The organism is Mesorhizobium sp. M7A.F.Ca.CA.002.04.1.1 (genome assembly GCF_004022805.1).
Classification (GTDB): Bacteria; Pseudomonadota; Alphaproteobacteria; order Rhizobiales; family Rhizobiaceae; genus Mesorhizobium; species Mesorhizobium ciceri.
This window is the reverse complement of the sequence record NZ_RZPL01000574.1, coordinates 1-3825: the sequence shown is the minus strand read 5'-3', so window position 1 is coordinate 3825 and position 3825 is coordinate 1. Positions and strand designations below refer to the sequence as shown.

General features: G+C 62.5%; 5 protein-coding genes. 3 read left to right on the top strand and 2 right to left on the bottom strand.

Annotation, left to right across the window (positions count from 1 at the left end; all coding sequences use genetic code 11):
* A partial coding sequence (locus tag ENZ75_RS24530) for an NAD(P)H-dependent oxidoreductase (RefSeq protein WP_206617093.1) occupies positions 1-296 on the top strand: 296 nt, incomplete at its 5' end.
* A gap of 56 nt (positions 297-352) precedes the next feature.
* Here ENZ75_RS24530 and ENZ75_RS24525 read toward each other — a convergent pair.
* Positions 353-1078, bottom strand: a complete 726-nt coding sequence (locus tag ENZ75_RS24525) for an MBL fold metallo-hydrolase (protein WP_245441363.1) — start codon at positions 1076-1078, stop codon at positions 353-355.
* Between the two features lie 365 nt (positions 1079-1443).
* Between ENZ75_RS24525 and ENZ75_RS24515 the strand changes: the two genes are divergently transcribed.
* Positions 1444-2370, top strand: a complete 927-nt coding sequence (locus ENZ75_RS24515) for a DMT family transporter (RefSeq protein ID WP_013530053.1) — start codon at positions 1444-1446, stop codon at positions 2368-2370.
* Between the two features lie 10 nt (positions 2371-2380).
* Here ENZ75_RS24515 and ENZ75_RS24510 read toward each other — a convergent pair whose 3' ends face one another.
* Positions 2381-3406 (bottom strand): alpha/beta hydrolase, encoded by a 1026-nt coding sequence (locus ENZ75_RS24510; RefSeq protein WP_245268609.1) that lies wholly within the window; start codon positions 3404-3406, stop codon positions 2381-2383.
* On the opposite strand from ENZ75_RS24510, the gene ENZ75_RS24505 reads away from it, so the two are divergent.
* The coding region (locus ENZ75_RS24505) for an ABATE domain-containing protein (protein ID WP_128278374.1) at positions 3405-3825 on the top strand (421 nt) is incomplete at its 3' end. The two genes, ENZ75_RS24510 and ENZ75_RS24505, sit on opposite strands and share 2 nt — an antisense overlap.

Below are 3825 nucleotides of genomic sequence, written 5' to 3'. Positions count from 1 at the left end.
ACGAATGGAACAAGAAGCCGGCCGGCTTCGTCGGCTATGGCAGCGTCGGTGGCGCTCGCGCCGTCGAACAGCTCCGCCTTCATGCCGTCGAATTGCAGATGGCGCCGGTCAAGTCGGCCGTCCATATCGCCTGGGGCGATTTCCTCGCCGTCCGCCAGGGCGAGAAGAAGCTGGAAGACCTCGAGCATCTGAACCAGGCCGCCACGGCGCTGGTCAACGACGTTGCCTGGTGGGCCAAGGTGCTCAAGGCAGCGCGTCAGGCCGACGCCGTCGCCGAGGAAGTCAAGGCGGCCTGACCGCCGGTTCGAATTATCCTCCCAAGGATCCGGGGCGGCGCTTGCGCCGCCCTTTTTCAATTATAGCGGCTCAAACCGAAAGCTGGCGCCGGATCGGACGACGCGGCCGATACCGGGCGAATCCAGATGCGCGCCGGCGACGAAACATGATCGTCGGCAGCAAGCGCCAGCAACCGCAACCGGCTTTCGCGCGCCTGGTCCTGATCGGCATCGAATTCCCACGTCACCTCAGGTCGATCGAACTGAAGCGATGGGACGTGAACGGTGTCGCCCCAAATCAGAATGCGTTCGCCACCGCTCGAAACACGAAAGCAGCTGTGTCCCGCTTCATGGCCATGGGCTTCGACAATGTCGACATGTGTCCCGATACGGTCTCCGGCCTCGAAGGGTTCCGCCATGCTGTGAAATCGTTCGAGCCGCGCTTCGGCGCGAAAAAAGCCGAGTTCTTCCCCGGGAACGAGCAAACGCGCCAGGCGCGGGAAAGCGTCGCGGCCGTCGGCAAGCACAAGACCATGGATGTGGTCGAGATGGGTGTGGGTGAAACAGACGGCACGGACTCGTCCGGCATCGATGCCAGCTTCGTCCAGCGCCTCGGGAAGTCGGCCCATGGTGGGATGCCAGGCGTTCGAGGCACCGGTATCGATCAGGATGATTCCGTCTCCATCGTCAATCGCGAAGGCATTGACGGACAGTCTGAGTTGACCACCAACCAATGCGACTTGTTGCGGCAATTCATCGCCAAATGGCTTGTCGCCGGGTTGCCGAAGCCGTCCGATCGGCATGTCGACATAGCCATCGCGCAAGGAGGTGATGCGCAAGTCACCAAGATCGTAGGTCTGATAAAGGTCGCCCGAAGCCATGCGGTGCATTTTTTCCGATCCGTCTGCAGACAACCGGCAACATGCGACGGGCCAGCTGCGTCGGCAACCCGCCCGCTCAATTCGATCTGTGCCATGGGTGCGTGCGTCGCCTGCCGTGGCCGGATGATGCAGTCGGCGAGGCGGTCCGTTTCGTTCAACTCGCCGGCATGGTGCTGATACCCTGATGTCACGATAGCCTCGGCCCAATCGGGGTTGGACTGCTACATCGACCGGGCTGCCATCTGGTCGCGACCCTTGCCCTGATATATCCGGCTGCGATCCGTCACATGAGTGAAGCCGTGAAGACATCCAGCCTGACCGGCGCCGTTTCCCCGATGATCCCGGTGCTCGTATGCGCGCTTGCGATCTTCCTGCTGTCCGGGATGGATGCGGCGATGAAGATCCTGGTCATCGCGGTCGGGGTCTACAACACCTTGCTGTGGCGCAGCATGGTCGCGGCCGTGGTCGCGGGCGCAGCCTGGTTGGCGGGACCACGCTTAAAGCCGACCATTCCGGTGCTGAGGCTGCATGCGCTGCGTGCCGCAATTGTCGGCGTCGTGCTGATATCCTTCTTCTGGGGCTTGGCCAGGCTGCCGCTCGCGGAGGCGATCGGGCTCAGCTTCGTGGCGCCCTTGTTTGCGCTGTTTCTCGCCGCGCTGCTGCTGGGCGAACGGATCCGACGCCAGGCTGTCTGGGCATCGTTGGCCGGCATCGCCGGCGTCGCCATCATCATGGCCGGCCAGTTCGGGCAGGCAGACTATTCGCAGGACGCCATGCTCGGCACGGCAGCGGTGCTCGTATCAACCGTGTTCTACGGATACAATCTGATCCTCGCCCGGCAACAGGCGCAGTTGGCCAAGCCGATCGAGATCATGCTGTTCCAGAACCTTTGCGTTGCCATCCTGCTCGGCCTCGCGGCACCCTGGCTTGCCGTCGCCCTGCCGAGCGATCTTTGGCTTCCTTTGGCCGGGGTGACGGTGCTGTCGCTCGCCGGGCAATTCCTGATGAGCTGGTCCTACGCCCGCGCCGAAGCGCAATATCTGATCCCGACGGAATACTCGGCCTTCATCTGGGCGGTCGCGCTTGGCTGGTTCTTCTTCGGCGAGGAGGCGACCTGGACCACGCTGACGGGAGCGTGCCTGATCGTCGCCGGCTGCCTGATCGCCGCGCGGGCCAATCCCAGGCTTGCCGAGCCCATCGAAGTGGCGGTTTGAACGTCGACGTTCAACGCCCCGCAGGATCGCGAAATACCCCAGTCTCCACCTCGTGCATGAAGTGAGCGATGAGAGCCGCGCATTGGCGATGATGCGTTTCGAGAAGCATGTGCCCGCTCTCAAAGACATGGATTTCGACGGCGTCGAGATCGCGGCTGTAGGCCATGATCTCGTCCAGCGCGAAGAAGGCGTCGTGGCGCCCCCACAGCACCAGGCATGCTGGCTGTTGGTCGCGGAGATAGGCCTGGATGGCCGGGAAGCGCGCGATGTGCGAGCCATAATCGGTGAAGAGTTCGAACTGAATGTCGGTGTTGCCGGGCCTCGCCAGGCGCTCCGTATCGAGATACCAACCCTCGGGCGGAAACAACACTTTCAGACGCTCGGGGAGACCGCCGATATATTGGTTTCGGGTCCCCTCGAAATTCATCCAGTCCGGCAGTCTGGCGCGGTTTTCTTCAGTCGGTTCGGCGAAGAACGCCTTCGGCGCGTCCCATTCCGGTCCCAGCCCCTCGTCATGAGCGTTGCTGTCCTGGGCGATCAGGCCGAGGATGCGATCCGGCCGCCGTGTGGCGAGATGATAGCCGACGGGCGTGCCGAAGTCAGTGATGTGGAGGAAGAATCGCTGGAGGCCGAGGGCCTCGATGAAGGCTTCGATCGTGCTGGCCAGGTTGTCGAACGTGTAGTCATAGGCATCGATGGAAGGGGCGGACGAAAAGCCGAAACCGGGCAGATCCGGCGCCACCACATAGGCTGTCTCCGCCAGCGGTTCGATGACATTGCGATAGACGTGCGACGAAGTCGGATATCCGTGCAGCAGCAGGATTGCCGGTCTGCCGGGATCGCCGGCATGACGGTAGAAGATGTCGAGGCCGTCGACATTGATGGTTTCGTGGCGGGTCTTGTAACGATTGCTGCACATCCTCTCCCTCCCAGGGGTTCCGCGCCGATCTGGCGACGCGCTGGCTTTGACACCACGTATCCGTATGATAGTGGTTACATGTAACCGTATAATCCGGTTAATGAGGTTATGTTCCATGGGCGATGAATACACCGAATGGGTACCGGATCACTTCATAGGCGGGCATCCCGCTTTGGACCTGTCGAACGCCGTGTTCGACCGGCGGGCGCCGGCAACAGACAATGAACTCTTCAAGTCCGTCCGGGATGTTGCGAACTGGTTCAGCGCCTCAGGGCTTGCCGACGATCGTCAGGCGCAGGCCGTTGCCGAGATAGCGGATGGGCGGTTCGTGGAAGGGGTCCGCGAAATGCGGGAGGCGTCATTTCAGGTTTTCGATCCAATCGCCGCGGGCAAACCGTCTGCGGTCGAACCGCTCGGCGTGTTGTTCTCGCGCACGGCAAGCTCGCTTGCCGCCGGGTCTATCGAGCTGGATGGCACCAGGCCGGAGCTTGCCCTTGGCCGGTGGCGCGATCCGGACGCCGTCACCGCGTTGCTGG